This is a genomic window from Mammaliicoccus sp. B-M6 (assembly GCF_022386965.1).
Classification (GTDB): Bacteria; Bacillota; Bacilli; order Staphylococcales; family Staphylococcaceae; genus Mammaliicoccus; species Mammaliicoccus sciuri_A.
In genome coordinates this window covers 66,932-81,438 of sequence record NZ_JAJNHJ010000011.1, presented here as the reverse complement: position 1 = coordinate 81,438, position 14,507 = coordinate 66,932, and the positions used below count along the sequence as shown (strand labels likewise).

Sequence of the window (14,507 nt, the reverse complement as noted above, 5' to 3'; positions counted from 1 at the left end):
AATATTATTCTAGCATGTAGAGATGCATTTTTTAATACAACGGTGAAACCATACTGTACCATACGCATAGCGTATGGTTTTAATTACACAATCAAAAAAGACTCGAGGCATTAACCTCGAGTCTTTACTATTTATGATGCTTTATCTGAACTGTTTGATGAACTACTGCTTGATGAGCTAGATGATCCGCCTTGCAAGTCTTCTATTTTTTTAGCGTCTTTTGCTTCATCTGGAATCTTAATTTCATCAATTTTGTTTAACTTATTATAAGTGACGTTTGTCTTCATATCAGCAGTTTCGTCATCTTTAGTTAATTTAGCATTTAATTTGTATGAATCAATATGATTATCTTTATTTACTTTCAATACGGCATTACCTTTTACTTTATCAACTTGTGATTCAAATTGTTCTAGTTGATCTTTGTTACCTGAGGCGTTAGCTAACTTAGTGAAATCTTCTTTGTTTTTGATGTCATATGTAAGTTCATATCCATCGTCAACTTTTTTAGATTTCGCATCTTTAAAAGCACTTAAAGTTTTTGCGTATTTTTCATAATTTAATTGGTCTAGAGAACTATCGATATTCATATTTTCTACTTGAGAAGATAAGTCTACCCATTGATCATCTACTTTAGCAATCATTTTATCGCCTTGTACATAAATTGACATTTTCTGACCAGCTTGGTCCATATCTAATTTAGCTGTTTCTTTTTCATCAACATCCATGCCAACTTCTACAGTTTGACTATCTTCGCCTTCAGCAGAAACTTCGATTTTGTTATCAGTATGATAACTTTTAACATCTTTCGCACTACTTTGTAAGTCTTTTACGACTTGGCTAGAACTTTTAGTATCATCTTTCTTTTCTGATTTTGTATCAGAATCTGAACTATCTGAGCCATTCCCGCATGCTGCTAAAACAAGTGTTGATGATAAAAATAAACTTCCAAGTATTCTATATTTCATATTACTTCCTCCTTTGTTTTAACTATACTAACACTATGCAATTCATAATAGCAAAAAATTATATAATTACATAAGTTATGAATGTAAATTATTTGAGTTTTTTCTTAGGTGAAAGTATTAAAATAACAATAGTTGCTACAATTACTTTAAATATAAATTTCATTTAATATCACTCCGAAAGTGTTTGAGGTTGTGGACCTTTTTGCTTTCTCTTTGTTGGGTCTAATTTCTTTTCAATATATCCTAAAAATAAATCACTTAATACTGCTAATAAAGCGGTAGGGATTGCACCGGCTAAGATTAATGATGTACCATCAGTAGCGTTTGTACCTCTAATAATGATATCACCAAGTGTAGATGATCCAATAAATGATCCGATTGCAGTAACACCAATTGCAATAACGAACGCGATTCTTATACCACCAATCATTACAGATAAAGAAAGGGGAAGTTCAACCATCGTTAAGATTTGACGTGATGTCATACCCATACCTTTACCAGCATCTTTAATACTAGAATTTACGTTATTAATTCCGGTATACGTATTTTTGATAATCGGTAATAAAGCGTATAAGAATACTGTCATAACAACAGTGTTTGAACCAAGTCCCATCACAAGCATTAATATAGCAAGTAGGGCAAGTGCTGGAACCGTTTGAATAATATTAGCTAGTGAAATGACAAAGCCAGATAATTTAGAATATCTAGCAATGAAAATGCCTACTGGTATACCTATTATAACCGCAAATAACACACCATAAACAGAAATAAGTAAATGAGTTAGAAAAAGTTGAAATATATATCCACCATTTGTTGCATAATAATCGACTAATTGTGACCATACATTATTATCAACCACTATTACTCACCATCCTTTTCATCGTCAAAATAATTGTGCTTTTTAAGGAATTCTTCAGCTACTACAGCAGGTTCTTTAAGGTTGTTATCTGCTTCGTAGTTTAATTTTTGCATTTGTTCTGTTGAGATTTTTCCTCTTAATTTATTCATTGCACGATCAACATAAGGTTTTTCTTTAATTAAAGATTTTGTAACTAATGGACTTGCATCGTATGGTGGGAAGAAGTTCAAGTCATCTTCAAGCACAACTAAATCATAGCTCGCAATTCTTCCGTCTGTTGTATAACCTAAAACAACGTCCATTTTACCTGTGTTTAACGCATCATATACAAGGCCGATTTGCATTGGACGAGTACGTTTAAAATCGAAACCATATTTTTCTTTAAATGCTGGGTATCCATCGCCAGGACGTTTCATCCAAGATGAATCAACGCCAGCTTCTAATTTATTTGCTACTTTTTTCATATCTGAAACTTTTTTAAGGTTGTATTTCTTCGCTGTCTCTTTCGTAACCATCATGGCATAAGTGTTTTCAAAACCATATGAACCATACCATTTTTGGTCATAATCTTTATCGAATGCATCTCTCACTACTTTTAAAGCTTTTTTAGGATCGGTGATAGGGTCTTTACCTAATGCACCTGTTAAATCAGTTCCCGTATATCTAGCACTTGAAATGTTAACATCTCCACTATTTTGAGCATTAAATGTAACAGTTGATGATCCTAAATTATTGATAAGCTGTATGTTGTTTTCTTTTACGTTATCTTTTTTAGCTTCATGTTCTATCATTAATTTATCTATGTGTCCCATAATTTGTGATTCACTTGTATTTTGCATACCTATTTTTATTGAGTTTTCATCACCTGAAGCGCCAAGAAAAGGTAATGAACATCCAGATAAAATGACAGATAAAGCCATGATAGGCAATAACAGTTTAAAATATCTATTCATGTTTATATTTCCTCCTTATCTTGAAACTTTTAACCCTTTAGGTGTAACCCATAGTTCAACTTTAGAAAGTACAAAGTCCATAATAAGCGCGATTAATGTAACACTTATGGCACCGCCAATAATTAAATCAGGTTGGTATAAGTTCAAACCATTAAAGATAAAGTCACCTAAACCACCAGCACCAATGAAACTTGCTAATGTTGCCCAACTGATTGCATAAACACTTGATAAACGTACGCCACTCATAATAACTGATATAGCAAGTGGTAATTCAATCATGAACATCTCTTGGAATTTTGTCATTCCCATACTAAGTCCTGCTGCTTTAACATTTTTATCAACATTATTGATGCCGATATATGTGTTGTTTAAAATTGGTAATAAGATATAAATAAATAATGCTAAAATGGCAGGTAATTTACCAACACCTAAGAAAGGAATCATAAGTGCTAATACTGCTAATGACGGAACGGTTTGTAGAACACTTGCAATAGATAATACGAGTTTGGCTAACTTTTTAGTTCGTGTTAATAAAATGCCAAGAGGTATCGCTACGATCATTGCTAAAAGTAAAGCTAATAATGAAATATAGAAGTGTTCCAGTGTTTTCTGAAGTAGTTCGTTTCCGTTAACTTGTAAGAATTCGATCACTATTTTTCACTCCTTATTTTATATCACTTTTTTCAGTTACTTCTTCTATTTCTTCTGTTTGTCCCCATATAGAATCGTAAACAATATCTACTAAGCTTGCTCTTGTTATAACACCTTTTATGTAATATTGTTCATCAACCACAGGAATTAATCTCACATTTCGTTTTAAAATTGTACGAACAGAGTCTTGAAGCATCGTACCTGTCTTAACTGTATAAATATCTCGATGCATAATATCGATAATGTCTGATTTTTTTCGATATCCTTCGTTTAAATCTTCAATATCAATATATCCAACAAGTTTACCTTTTACATTTGTAATAAATAGCGTATCTACGCGTCGCTCTCTCATAATTGAAACAGCTTCGTCTATTGTTTTCTCAGAAGTGATGGCAATTGGGTCTTTCATTGCATCATCAACAACACGTATGTTAGGTCTATCTTGTATAAGTCTGTTTTGACCGATAAACTCACGTACGAAATCATTAGCTGGATTTTTTAAAATATTATTTGGTGTATCAAATTGAATGATTTCACCTTGAGACATAATACAAATTCTATCTGCTAATTTAATCGCTTCATCCATATCATGCGTTACAAATATAATGGTTTTACCCAGTTTTTGTTGCAGCGTCTTAACAAGGTCTTGCAATGTATCTCTCGTAATAGGATCTAACGCACCAAATGGTTCATCCATTAAAATGATATCTTGGTCTGCAGCAAGTGCTCTTACAACACCAATACGTTGTTGTTGTCCACCAGATAATTGAGATGGATATAAATCTAAATATGATTCTGGTAAGTCTACTAATTTAATAAGTTCTTTAGCTTTTTTCTCTTTTTCTTCTTTAGTCCATTTAAGTAATTTAGGTACTAATACGATATTTTCACGTATTGTCATATGTGGCATTAAACCAATTTGTTGAATGACATAACCTATATTTCTTCTTAAATTAACTGGATTCATCTTGCTTAAATCTTTACCGTCAAGCGTAATTGTCCCGCTAGTTGGCTCAATCATGCGGTTAATCATTCTTAAAGCAGTTGTCTTCCCGCTACCACTCGTACCGATAAAAGCTATGAATTCACCAGATTCAATTTCCATATTGATGCTATTAACGGCTTTTTTACCGCCACGATAAACTTTAGTTAAGTCTTGGATTGATAACATAACACTTCTCCTTTTTTTGAAATTTATAATAATGACGTTTATTATTATAACACAATAGTTGCATAATTATGAAAATCGCCCAAATCGTGTAATTTATGTTTATTGTTATTTAAAAAAAGGAATAAATACAAAAAGTGTGAATGAGACTAATGTTATATATAAAGACATATTATGTTTTCCACATGTATAATAGATTTATAAAATTGAATGATTTTTGCATAATATGCATTGAGAGATTTGGAGGGGTACAATTTGAAAGTAGCTATAATAGGAATGGGAACGGCTGGTGTTAGTACGTTAAATCAATTAGCAAAGCATAAAAAATTCAAAAAAATAACCGTAGATATATTTGATAGTGTCGAAGATATGGGTATGGGCAAGCCATTTCAAAATGATAGTGATCGTTTACTCATTAACTTACCAGCTAATCAAATGTCTTTAAGTCCAGATGATACGAAAGATTTTAAAAAATGGTATAAGAAAAATGATGATTTTGACTATGGTAAAGCGAAATATTTACCACGATTAGTATTCGGTCATTATATGAAATCTATTTTAAATGACTTGTTAAATAAACACGATAATATATTCGTACATAAGCATAAAGTTGATAGTTGCTATGTCGAAGAAATTAAAGATGAAAGAGGTCAATATAAAATAGATGTCTGTTATATAGAAGATGATGAAGCGGTATGTCAAAAGTATGACTATGTATTTTTGACAATAGGAACTTTACCTTATAAAGATCCATACAATTTATCTGGATTAAAAGGCTATATTGAATCACCATATCCAACAATTAAAGCATTGCGTGATGTAAAAGAAAATGACGATATTGCGATAATTGGAACGGGACTTAGTTCAATAGATGTCATTAGATTTGTGATGGAAAATCATAAACAACTGCCTATAACTGTAGCATCAAGACATGCTCAATTTCCGACAGTTAGAGGTATTAAACATGAAATTAATTTGAAGTATATTACGAAAGATGCAATAGAAAAATTAAAAAAGACGCATAAAGGTATCGCACCATTAAAAGAAATAGAAAACCTCTTTGCAAAAGAATGTGAATATCAAAATATTAACTTGAAGAAAATGCTTTATCGATTTAAAAAAGATAATGTAGCAAATATGAAATATGATTTAAGACATGAAGATGAAGTAGGGCATTTCCAATCATTTGTTGAAGAAGTAAAACATCATATGATTCCTGTTTGGAATGCCATGACACTCGATGATAAGACGACATTTTTAGAAAAGTATGGACATCACTTTAAACGTAATGCGAATCCAATGCCTCAATCATCTGCTAAACAATTAATCGAATGGATTGAAAATGGAGATATTGTCGTTAAAGAAGGTTTAGAAAATGTACGAAAATATTACGGTAAATTTAGAATTAAATATGAAGGTGAACAAGAAGAATCAAGTTATCATTATGTCATAAATGCAACTGGTCCTAAAAAACATTTGTCAGAACTGACAGAAGAAGAGCATTTTATTAAAGGATTAGAGAACAAACAAATTATAGCTGCACATCCATTTGGAGGTATTCTAGTCATGCCATATTCAAATGAAGTTATTAGTCCTAAATTCGGTACAATGCCTAATTTAAAAGTGATTGGACAATTAACAAGTGGTGTTAATTTTGATGTAAATGGCGTTTCACTATTAGTCGATCAATCCGTAAGAGCAGTCAATGACTTATATGTTGAATTAGAAGAAAGAAAAAAAGTTAAAAAGGCAAAATCTAAAAAGAAATAGAATAAAGGAAGTTGAAATGTAAGCTTGAGACAGTGTTTGATGTCTCAAGCTTATTTTTATGTACGGGTGATGGGGCTTTAGAAGCAGTTTTGGCTGAAAGTGCAAATAAGAATACCAGTATTAACACTTCTGAGTAGTTTTGTAATTAAGGCCGTCCATAGTAACAAATCGGACGAGTTTTGTAAATAAGGGGTCTATAGTTACACTTCAGCCGACTTTTGTAACTAAGGCCCCCGTTATAAACAAGTTTGACCAGAAGTGTTTACAACAACCCCGTTATGAACAAGTTTGGTCAGAAATGTTCACAAAGCCCGCCGTTATCAGCTTTTTAAAACCATCAGACAAACACCTGCTAAATAAATTTAACTTCTTCATTTGTAATTCTTAGTGAAATGGTATAGAATGATGTCATCAGTGATTACTGATATATAATTTAATAATATATTCTTTCGGGGCAGGGTGAAATTCCCAACCGGCGGTATAATAGCCCGCGACCCATAAGTGATTTTTCATTTATGGCTGATTCAGTAACATTCTGAAGCCGACAGTATAGTCTGGATGGGAGAAAGAATAGACGACAGCGTATGCTATACGCTTATTTCGTTATACTTAAAATGTTAAAGTCTTTTTTCATAAAAGGCTTATTTCGTGATGCATTTTTACTCCCAACCACCGAAAAGTGATTTTCGGTGGTTTTTATTTTTAGGAGGTAAAGAAATGAATCAATATTTAGATTTTGCAATTGATTTAGCTGAACGTGTACAAGGGCAGACGGGTACGAATCCTTCTGTTGGTGCAGTAATTGTTAAAGATCATAAAATCATAGGTTTTGGAGCGCATTTAAAAAAGGGTGAAGCACATGCTGAAATACAAGCTTTAAAAATGGCAGGTGAAGATGCTCAAGGTGCAACAATATATGTTTCTTTAGAACCTTGTTCACACTATGGATTAACACCACCTTGTGCGCAAGCGATTATCGACAATGGTATTCAATCAGTTGTATATGCAGTTAAAGATGGTTCTCTTAAAAATAGTGGTCATGAAATGTTGTACGAAGCTGGAATAGATGTAAAACATGAGCCTTCAAAAAGAGCAGAAGACTTATATGAGGCATTTTTTCATCAACAACAAACGAAATTACCTTTTATTACTTTGAAAATTTCTACGAGTCTAGATGGTAAAGTTGCGACAGATTACAAAGAAAGTAAATGGATTACATCTAAAGAAGTTAAACAAGATGTATTAAAATTGCGCTCACAACATGATGCAATTATGACAGGTGGGATGACAGTACGAGAAGATAATCCATTATTAACTTCTCGTAATCCTGAGTTAAGTAATCCAACTAGAATTGTATTAACAGAGCAATCAAGCTTTGAAGGTGATTATGAAATATTCAAAGATGAAGATAATCCTGTAGTTGTTGTAACGAGTTCGGAATCATTTCACACGTATGAGAATCAACATATTAAAGTTAAGAACAGTGATTTATCAAATTTAAAAACGATTATGAAAGATTTATATGAAGAAGGATATGCTCAAGTGATGGTTGAAGCAGGTCCTAAACTTGTAAGTCAGTTTATAGAACAAGACTTAGTAGACCAATTAATTATTTATCAAGCCCCGAAGATGATTGGTGGTCAAGGAAAATATCAATATTATCAAACGCATGATGTCGTTCCTTTATCCAATAGTAAATTATTTGAAATTATATCAACAGAAATCATTGGTGGAGATCTTAAAATAACATTAAGAAAGAAGTGACAAGATGTTCACAGGACTCATTGAAACAGTTGGTGTAATCAAGAATACAAGCACAAACCAAGGCGTTAAAACATTAACAATTGAAGCCACTGAAATAATGGATGATTTATCACTAGGTGATTCCGTTGCTGTTAATGGTGTTTGTCTGACCGTTACTGAGAAAGCAAGTTCTACTTTTAAAGTGGAAGTGATTACTGGAACAATCTCAGTAACTTATTTAGAACATTTGAAAATGAATGACAAAGTCAATCTTGAAAGAGCGATGTTAGCGAATGGGAGATTTGGCGGTCATTTTGTAAGTGGACATGTAGATGGTCAAGGCATTATTAAACATATTTCAAAAAGACAAGATGAATGGATTATTGAAATATCTACAGAAGCGCATTTATTAAATCAAATGATTGATAAAGGATCTATCACAGTTGATGGTGTTAGTTTGACAATTTTTAAATTATATCCTCAAAAATTTGAAATTCATTTAATCCCTGAAACGAGAGATCGTACAATCTTTGTTAATAAAAAACAAGGCGACAGCGTACATATTGAAACGGATTTGTTATTTAAATATGTGCAGAAAGCAACAGGACAAAATCATTCAAATTTATCCGAAGAGAAATTACTTAATCTAGGATTTTAGGAGGCTATAACATGTTTGATAACGTAGAAGATGCCATACAAGAACTTAAAAGTGGTAAACCGATTATTGTAGTAGATGATGAAGATAGAGAAAATGAAGGTGACCTCGTCGCTATATCTGAGTATTTAACAGCTGAAACGATTAATTTTATGGCTTCACATGCGAGAGGTTTAATCTGTGCACCGATTAGTAGTGAAATTGCCCAACAATTTGGCTTGAAATTGATGACTGAAACAGGTGATAAATATAAAACTGCATTTACTGTAAGTATTGATCATGCATCGAGTACGACAGGGATTAGTGCTTTTGAAAGAGCAGATACGATTAAAGCATTAATTAATGAAACGTCACCGTCAGCATTTGTTCAACCAGGTCACGTATTTCCGTTAATAGCTAAAGACAATGGTGTTCTTGAAAGAATAGGTCATACAGAAGCTTGTGTTGATTTAGCGAAACTTTCTGGAGCGAAACCAGCTGGTGCTATTTGTGAAATTATGAATGATGATGGCACGATGGCTCGTAGAGATGATTTATATCAATTTAAACGTAAACATGGTTTGTTAATGATAACGATTGATGAACTTGTAAAGTATAGAAAACGACATGATCAAATTATTCATCTTGAATCTAAAGTTAAATTACCAACTTCATACGGTGAATTCGATATGTACGGCTTTACATCTCAATTAGACGATAAAGAATATATTGTCATTAGTTCAGGAGAAATCAAAAATGGTATGAATGTACGTATTCATTCTGAATGTGTGACAGGTGATATTTTCCATAGTGCTAGATGCGATTGTGGAGAACAGCTTGAATATTCAATGAAATACATTCAAGAACATGGTGGCATGATTTTATACTTACCTCAAGAAGGTAGAGGAATAGGTCTGATCAATAAACTTAAAGCGTATGAACTTATTGAACAAGGTTATGACACGATTACAGCTAATGAAGCTTTAGGCTTTGAAGCGGATTTAAGAGATTATACTGAAGCGAGTCAGATTTTGAAATACTTTAATATAGAAGAAATACAACTCATCAGTAATAATCCAGATAAATTTAATCAATTACAAGATTTAGGTATACATGTTTCTAATAGAGTTCCAGTTGTCATTGAACCGAACGAAACAAACGCATCATATATCAATACTAAAAAGCATGAAATGGGTCATTTAATATAAAATAGAATGGAGTTTTTAAAATGAAATTTGAAGGTAAAATGGATGGATCACAATTAAAAGTAGCATTCGTCGTGAGTAGATTTAACGATTTTATAACAGATCGCTTATTAGATGGAGCTAAAGATACTTTAATCAGACATAACGTGGATGAAGAAAATGTTCATGTCGCATATGTACCTGGAGCGTATGAAATTCCTTTAGTAGCTAAAAAGTTAGCGAAGTCAAGTAAATACGATGCAGTCGTAACATTAGGCTGTGTCATTAGAGGGGCGACTACACATTATGATTATGTATGTAATGAAGTTGCGAAAGGTATTTCTAAAGTAAATGATGAAACGGAAGTACCTGTAATATTTGGAATCGTAACGACAGAAACAATTGAACAAGCGATTGAAAGAGCAGGAACAAAAGCAGGTAATAAAGGTGGAGATGCTGCCTTAGCTGCAATTGAAATGGCAAACTTACTTAAAAATATCGAAACACAAATATAAAACCAATGAAGCCAGGACAAGCGTCCTGGCTTCTTATGTGTTATTTTTTCTTACCCTTAGCAATGCCGCCAATACCCAATAGGGTTAAGCCAGCTAATACACTAGCTCCGATAGCGATTTTTCCTTTATTCTTTTCACTAAAGATATCTAATAACATTAAATTAATATTTTGAGGTCTTTCAGCTAATCTTCTCATAAAGTAACCGAACCAGTCTTCCCCAAATGGTACGTACATACAGAAGTTATAGCCTTCGTTAGCAATTTGATATGCATAGTCAGTTCTAAAACCATATAACATTTGGAATTCAAATGAATCTCTTGAAATGTTATGATCTTTAACAAATTGTTTAACGTGATTAATAACATTATGATCGTGTGTTGCAATAGAAGTGAATGCTTTAGCAGTTAATAATCTTTTTTCAATCAATGCTATATAATTTTTATCAATTTCTTCTTTAGTTTGAAAAGCAATATGTGGTGCTTCTTTATATGCACCTTTTACTAATCGTAAACGTACATCATTGTATTTATCCATAATATTCATAGCATCAAATAAGTATGCTTGAATAACTGTTCCTACATTTTTAAATTCACCTTTAAGTTTATCTACTATTTCTGTAGTTCCTACTAAATCTTCATATTTTTCAGCATCGATGTTTACAAATGTATTTCCGTATTCATGAGCTTTTAACAAAATTTCTCTCGTATTTTGATAAGCAAACTCTCTATCTATATTAAGACCTAATTGTGTAAGTTTAATAGATACATGCGCATCAATATTAGCATTGTAGTTTCTACGCATAATTTCAACAATATTTTGTTGAGCTTCTAAAGCTTCTTGACGTGATGTTACGAATTCCCCTAAATTATCTAACGTACATGAAATTCCCTTCATATTTAATCTTTCAACTGTATCGATTGTTGAATCAATATCAACGCCCGCTACCACCTTGTTTGCACCTAGTGCAGGACCCATTTTCTTAGCTGATTCATTCATGAATTTGTTGTTAGATAATGCAATAAAAAAATCTTTTACGACAGGCATAGCAAGTCCTCCTTAAATATATATGTTCATTTAATTTATTTTATCATGGAAATACAAATTTAGTTAAGCGTTTACATTTTTAATATAATGCAAAATTATACTAATTATGAATTCTGACACGAAAAAGAACGCCCCCGTAAGGCATTCCATAATATTGACAATATTTTGACCGAAATTAGAAATTGTATACACGTATATTAATGTAGTTTAATTAGATTTGTATAATGCCATTGAACAATTAAATCTTAAGCGTATTTAGGACTTTCTCCATATTTGTTTGGTGCTTTATGTCCGTCACCACACGCCATAATTAGTATTGCTAGATTCAAAAAGAAACAGATAATCATTAAAACAGCATATAGCACAATCACAATTGTACTAGTAACGGAAGTATTAAATAAACTATATAAAATATTTAAAATAAAAGTGAATGCATAAGTAATAGTAGGAAATATCATTGTCATATTTAAATCATGGAATCTTCTATTTGTTATTGAAATAGCAGCAACAAATGTTGCGATATTAAATATGCTAGAAACAATAACTGTAATCAGTTCAGGGATGGGTAGTACTGTAATTAATAGATTACCTAGCATAGTGATAATGATTGTAGCAAGTATTGGATACTAAAATTCTTTACGTCTAGATCGACCGTGAATATTAAAAGCATTTAACCAAAATAGTTTGTAGTAATGCACCATAATAAATCCCTCCAATAATACTTTTCTAAGATGTAGTTAATACTATTATATACATAAATGGATAAAAAAGGAATTTATATTGTAATAAAGAAACTGATTGGGAAGATCAGTTTCTTTGTTAATTCATTATTATTTAATTTTTTTAATATTGCTTATTATGGTTTAGGGGGTTGATGATGAAGTGACTTGCTCATAGTTTGGTGAAATGGGTTCTGCTGCTATGCTAATTGCATGTGGTAGAAATGTGAATATAAATAAAGAAATAATTATTTTTTTAAAGAAATGCATTTTATCATGCTCCTTTAAAGGCGTCTTATGTTACATCTTTAAAGTAACACGACAATATGAATTGATTGCTAATTCAATGTAAAGATTTAATGGCTATTAATGTTAATTTTATGTTAAGGAAAGCGATGAATCTTTAAAGTATCTTAATAATTATAGCTCGTTTACCGTGATATAATGAATGTATTAGAAATGACTATAAAGGAGAAATCGGGATGTTTAGGGATATGGCATTTTATATGTTTGGGAAACCTTTAGATAGTTTCGTACAATTGTTTATTTTTGAACCGATTGTGATTGGTATAATAGCAATTTTAGTGGCGATGATTACTAAAAAGTCATGGACAGTTTTTATAACAATTATAGCTTTAAATATTATTGATAATTTCTTACTCGTTAACTACCACTTTAGTGGGGCAGGTATAGGCACAATATTAGTTCAGAATGTTGTCTTCTTCTTTGAGAAGTTCTTCTCAATGTTTTATGAGATAATTATCGCTTATATCGTTGTAAAATTACCGTTTATGCATAGCAAATTTAAAATAGCGTAATGAAAAAGGATTGGGACATCGTGTCTCAATCCTTTTTGTTATTTATTGATCTGCTTTATAAATCTCAGCTTTTTCAATATATGATGCATTGATTCTTTTTAATTCATTATAATCATCTTCTGTTAGTTCTCTAATGACTTTTGCAGGACGACCAAACGCTAACGTATGTGGCGGGATTTTCTTACCTGGTGGAACGAGTGACCCAGCACCGATAAATGCATATTCTCCAATTTCTGCACCATCAAGAATTGTTGAATCCATTCCGATTAACGCGTGCTTGCGAATAATACTAGAATGTAATGTCACTTTATGACCAACTGTTACAAAATCTTCTATTATAAGTGGTTGGTTAGGGCTTTGGTGTAAACAACATAAATCTTGGATATTAACACCTTCACCAATAATTGTAGGGGCAACATCTCCTCTAATAACTGAGTTAAACCATACTGAACTTTTAGGACCTATCGTAATATCACCGATTAAAGTTGCATTGTCAGCAATATAACAGCTTTGATCGATTTGTGGTTTTTGACCTTTAAAAGATTTAATCATTCAAGATTCTCCATTCTTTTGAAAAATTTTGTTATACTAAGTTTAACAAAAAAGTAGCTATTTAGGTAAAAGGAGTAATATATTATGTGGAAATGGGAAACTGAGAAAGAAGCTAAAGGAATTGTAGTAATTGTACATAATATGCTAGAACATACAGGAAGATACGCATACGTAATCACTAAGCTACGAAGAGAAGGTTACCACGTTATTATGGGTGACTTAAAAGGGCAAGGACAAACTTCCCGTGTACATAGAGGACATGTTGATAAATTTGAAGAATACCATGAGCAAGTACTTGAATGGATATCTATTGCAGAAGAATATCACTTACCAGTATTTACATTAGGTGTTGGTCTAGGTGGACTTATTCTTCTTAATTTATTAGAAAAAGTAGATTTAAAAGTAGAAGGCGTACTATTGATTTCACCGTTAGTTGCTTTTCAACAAAATATTTCAACAAGACGTAATTTCTTAGCTTCAAGTTTCGGTACAGTTGCGAAAGATGCTAAATTTGATACAGGTATTAAAGTAGAAAGTTTAACAAGAAATAAAGAAGTAATAGATGATACGAATAAAGATGCTTTAATGCTAAATAAAGTGAGTTACCACTGGTATAAGACCATTTTAGAAACGATGAAAGCAACAATGGAAAATATTCACCACATATCTCCAATTCCTACATTACTGATGCTAGGTACAGAAGATAAAATAGTAGATACAGAATCAATCCGACAAATCGGTAAAACAATCAATACAAACGAATTATATTTCAAAGCTTGGCATGGACTTAATCATGAAGTACATAATGAACCAGAACGCGAAAATGTTATGAAATATATCATTTCATTTATGAATAATCGCATTCACTATGTAGGATTATTAATAGATGATGAAACAGAATAATTTGTAAAATATCATACAAATAAGCTTA

At 31.8% G+C, this 14,507-nt stretch carries 15 protein-coding genes and 1 riboswitch; of the genes, 7 read left to right on the top strand and 8 right to left on the bottom strand.

Translation table 11 applies throughout. The features are described from left to right. Positions 1-131 precede the first annotated feature (131 nt). The 5 genes from LQ693_RS06120 to LQ693_RS06100 form a co-directional block, all read right to left on the bottom strand. Positions 132-965: a DUF6612 family protein gene (locus LQ693_RS06120; protein WP_107565969.1), complete on the bottom strand. Its 834-nt coding sequence runs from the start codon at positions 963-965 to the stop codon at positions 132-134. Between the two features lie 169 nt (positions 966-1,134). After that, positions 1,135-1,824, bottom strand: coding sequence for an ABC transporter permease (locus tag LQ693_RS06115; protein ID WP_107565968.1), 690 nt, complete (start codon positions 1,822-1,824; stop codon positions 1,135-1,137). A gap of 2 nt (positions 1,825-1,826) precedes the next feature. Then, positions 1,827-2,777: an osmoprotectant ABC transporter substrate-binding protein gene (locus LQ693_RS06110; protein WP_037588621.1), complete on the bottom strand. Its 951-nt coding sequence runs from the start codon at positions 2,775-2,777 to the stop codon at positions 1,827-1,829. 15 nt (positions 2,778-2,792) lie between these two features. Beyond that, entirely contained in the window at positions 2,793-3,428 is a 636-nt protein-coding gene (locus tag LQ693_RS06105; RefSeq protein WP_107565967.1) for an ABC transporter permease, read from the bottom strand. A gap of 13 nt (positions 3,429-3,441) precedes the next feature. Continuing rightward, positions 3,442-4,599 carry a betaine/proline/choline family ABC transporter ATP-binding protein gene (locus LQ693_RS06100; RefSeq protein ID WP_107565966.1) on the bottom strand — a complete coding sequence of 386 codons (1,158 nt, stop codon included), beginning with the start codon at positions 4,597-4,599 and terminating at the stop codon, positions 3,442-3,444. A 252-nt stretch (positions 4,600-4,851) separates the two neighbouring features. Here LQ693_RS06100 and LQ693_RS06095 point away from each other — a divergent pair, with 252 nt between their 5' ends. From LQ693_RS06095 to ribH, 5 genes are all read left to right on the top strand, one after another. After that, on the top strand, positions 4,852-6,366 hold the full coding sequence (locus LQ693_RS06095; RefSeq protein WP_103361433.1) for an FAD/NAD(P)-binding protein: 1,515 nt from the start codon (positions 4,852-4,854) through the stop codon (positions 6,364-6,366). A 441-nt stretch (positions 6,367-6,807) separates the two neighbouring features. After that, a riboswitch (FMN riboswitch) is annotated at positions 6,808-6,940 on the top strand. A gap of 143 nt (positions 6,941-7,083) precedes the next feature. After that, positions 7,084-8,130, top strand: coding sequence for a bifunctional diaminohydroxyphosphoribosylaminopyrimidine deaminase/5-amino-6-(5-phosphoribosylamino)uracil reductase RibD (gene ribD, locus LQ693_RS06090; protein ID WP_107565965.1), 1,047 nt, complete (start codon positions 7,084-7,086; stop codon positions 8,128-8,130). Positions 8,131-8,134: 4 nt separating this feature from the next. After that, positions 8,135-8,767, top strand: coding sequence for a riboflavin synthase (locus tag LQ693_RS06085; RefSeq protein ID WP_037588611.1), 633 nt, complete (start codon positions 8,135-8,137; stop codon positions 8,765-8,767). 11 nt (positions 8,768-8,778) lie between these two features. Continuing rightward, entirely contained in the window at positions 8,779-9,951 is a 1,173-nt protein-coding gene (gene ribB, locus LQ693_RS06080) for a 3,4-dihydroxy-2-butanone-4-phosphate synthase (RefSeq protein WP_107565964.1), read from the top strand. Positions 9,952-9,971: 20 nt separating this feature from the next. Next, positions 9,972-10,442 carry a 6,7-dimethyl-8-ribityllumazine synthase gene (gene ribH, locus LQ693_RS06075; protein WP_239703235.1) on the top strand — a complete coding sequence of 157 codons (471 nt, stop codon included), beginning with the start codon at positions 9,972-9,974 and terminating at the stop codon, positions 10,440-10,442. A gap of 40 nt (positions 10,443-10,482) precedes the next feature. Here the strand turns inward: ribH and LQ693_RS06070 are convergent, their stop codons facing one another. Both LQ693_RS06070 and LQ693_RS06065 read right to left on the bottom strand, forming a co-directional pair. Continuing rightward, entirely contained in the window at positions 10,483-11,487 is a 1,005-nt protein-coding gene (locus LQ693_RS06070) for a proline dehydrogenase family protein (RefSeq protein WP_107565962.1), read from the bottom strand. A 245-nt stretch (positions 11,488-11,732) separates the two neighbouring features. Then, positions 11,733-12,083: a DUF805 domain-containing protein gene (locus LQ693_RS06065; protein ID WP_107565961.1), complete on the bottom strand. Its 351-nt coding sequence runs from the start codon at positions 12,081-12,083 to the stop codon at positions 11,733-11,735. A gap of 605 nt (positions 12,084-12,688) precedes the next feature. On the opposite strand from LQ693_RS06065, the gene LQ693_RS06060 reads away from it, so the two are divergent. Then, positions 12,689-13,024 carry a hypothetical protein gene (locus LQ693_RS06060; protein ID WP_025905246.1) on the top strand — a complete coding sequence of 112 codons (336 nt, stop codon included), beginning with the start codon at positions 12,689-12,691 and terminating at the stop codon, positions 13,022-13,024. A gap of 42 nt (positions 13,025-13,066) precedes the next feature. Here the strand turns inward: LQ693_RS06060 and LQ693_RS06055 are convergent, their stop codons facing one another. After that, positions 13,067-13,576, bottom strand: a complete 510-nt coding sequence (locus LQ693_RS06055) for a gamma carbonic anhydrase (protein ID WP_107565960.1) — start codon at positions 13,574-13,576, stop codon at positions 13,067-13,069. 84 nt (positions 13,577-13,660) lie between these two features. On the opposite strand from LQ693_RS06055, the gene LQ693_RS06050 reads away from it, so the two are divergent. Next, a complete protein-coding gene (locus tag LQ693_RS06050; protein ID WP_025905248.1) occupies positions 13,661-14,479 on the top strand; it encodes an alpha/beta fold hydrolase in 819 nt (272 codons plus the stop codon). The last annotated feature ends 28 nt before the right edge of the window (positions 14,480-14,507 follow it).

Excerpts from the sequence above, each read along its gene's own strand:
- LQ693_RS06050 (WP_025905248.1), top strand. The coding sequence starts at position 13,661 with ATGTGGAAATGGGAAACTGAGAAAGAAGCTAAAGGAATTGTAGTAATT.
- LQ693_RS06065 (WP_107565961.1), bottom strand. The coding sequence starts at position 12,083 with ATGCTAGGTAATCTATTAATTACAGTACTACCCATCCCTGAACTGATT.
- LQ693_RS06100 (WP_107565966.1), bottom strand. The coding sequence starts at position 4,599 with ATGTTATCAATCCAAGACTTAACTAAAGTTTATCGTGGCGGTAAAAAA.
- LQ693_RS06060 (WP_025905246.1), top strand. The coding sequence starts at position 12,689 with ATGTTTAGGGATATGGCATTTTATATGTTTGGGAAACCTTTAGATAGT.
- LQ693_RS06055 (WP_107565960.1), bottom strand. The coding sequence starts at position 13,576 with ATGATTAAATCTTTTAAAGGTCAAAAACCACAAATCGATCAAAGCTGT.
- LQ693_RS06085 (WP_037588611.1), top strand. The coding sequence starts at position 8,135 with ATGTTCACAGGACTCATTGAAACAGTTGGTGTAATCAAGAATACAAGC.
- LQ693_RS06120 (WP_107565969.1), bottom strand. The coding sequence starts at position 965 with ATGAAATATAGAATACTTGGAAGTTTATTTTTATCATCAACACTTGTT.
- ribB (WP_107565964.1), top strand. The coding sequence starts at position 8,779 with ATGTTTGATAACGTAGAAGATGCCATACAAGAACTTAAAAGTGGTAAA.
- LQ693_RS06070 (WP_107565962.1), bottom strand. The coding sequence starts at position 11,487 with ATGCCTGTCGTAAAAGATTTTTTTATTGCATTATCTAACAACAAATTC.
- ribD (WP_107565965.1), top strand. The coding sequence starts at position 7,084 with ATGAATCAATATTTAGATTTTGCAATTGATTTAGCTGAACGTGTACAA.
- ribH (WP_239703235.1), top strand. The coding sequence starts at position 9,972 with ATGAAATTTGAAGGTAAAATGGATGGATCACAATTAAAAGTAGCATTC.
- LQ693_RS06110 (WP_037588621.1), bottom strand. The coding sequence starts at position 2,777 with ATGAATAGATATTTTAAACTGTTATTGCCTATCATGGCTTTATCTGTC.